General features: G+C 64.7%; 1 protein-coding gene. It reads left to right on the top strand.

Annotated features, from left to right (window positions below; translation table 11 throughout):
* Positions 1-226 precede the first annotated feature (226 nt).
* Positions 227-979, top strand: coding sequence for a YdcF family protein (locus EN745_RS35130; RefSeq protein ID WP_127423338.1), 753 nt, complete (start codon positions 227-229; stop codon positions 977-979).
* Positions 980-1035 lie beyond the last annotated feature (56 nt).

Genomic DNA, 1035 nt, shown 5'->3' with positions numbered 1-1035 from the left:
TGATCGGTGTGCTGACGGCGGCGACATCCCATGCCACCGTGGTCGCCTATCTCAGCGACATCGACATGCGCCAGCCGGATGGGAGCTGAGCATGATCCGGAACCGGGAGCGAGCGAATGCTGAACCGGTCATGTTCAGCAAGGGTCTGATCACGCAAGAGAAACTGCCGTAACGCAATGTGCGCCTTTTCATCTATCAAAGGCCGCATTTCAGGATTAACCATAGGATGATGGACGCGCGGGACACGACCGGGACGGCTGGACGGATGCCAGTTGCTGGTACCCGGGCGCATGGGCCTGGCAATCTGGCCCGTCTTGTCATGGTCCTTCGGATCTGTGCTTTCTCGGTCCTGGCGCTAGCGGCTCTGTTTGCCGGCGGCTTCGGCTGGTTCGCCAGCACCGTCAGCCACATGACGACGCCCGCTAACCCCGCCAGGGCCGATGCCATTATCGTGCTCACCGGTGGCCAGTCGCGCCTCGACGCGGCGATGGACCTTCTCGCCTCCGGCAAGGGCGAGCGCCTGCTGATCAGCGGCGTTCATCCTTCCGCCAGCCGCCGTCAATTGCAGGCCGCGACCGGCGGCGACAAGGCGCTGTTTTCCTGCTGCGTCGACATCGACCGCGCCGCGCTCGACACGATCGGCAATGCCGAGGAGAGCGCCAAATGGGTGGAGAGCCACGCCTATGGCAGCGTCATCCTTGTCACCAACAATTACCATATGCCGCGCAGCCTGCTGGAGATGGGGCGGCTGCTGCACGGCGCCAAGCTGGAGCCCTATCCGGTGGTCAACACCAATCTCGGCAATGGCGGCTGGCTGACCAAGCCGGAAGCGTTGCGCGTGCTTTTGACCGAATACAGCAAATATGTGCTGGCGCTGGCGCGCGGCATCGTCCCGCTGCGCCAGACCGCCGACGGCATCGCCCTGGCGGAAGCCTCCGTGGTCAAGAGCGAGAAGCCGCCGGCCCGCATTACCCCGTAGCGGCGACCCCGCGCAGGCGCTCGACCTCCTGTTCGAGGCTCGCGATGCGCCGGTCG

Origin of the sequence: Mesorhizobium sp. M4A.F.Ca.ET.022.05.2.1 (assembly GCF_003998845.1) — a bacterium.
Lineage (GTDB): Bacteria > Pseudomonadota > Alphaproteobacteria > Rhizobiales > Rhizobiaceae > Mesorhizobium.
This window is presented reverse-complemented; position numbering and strand designations above follow the sequence as displayed.

Excerpts from the sequence above, each read along its gene's own strand:
- EN745_RS35130 (WP_127423338.1), top strand. The coding sequence starts at position 227 with ATGATGGACGCGCGGGACACGACCGGGACGGCTGGACGGATGCCAGTT.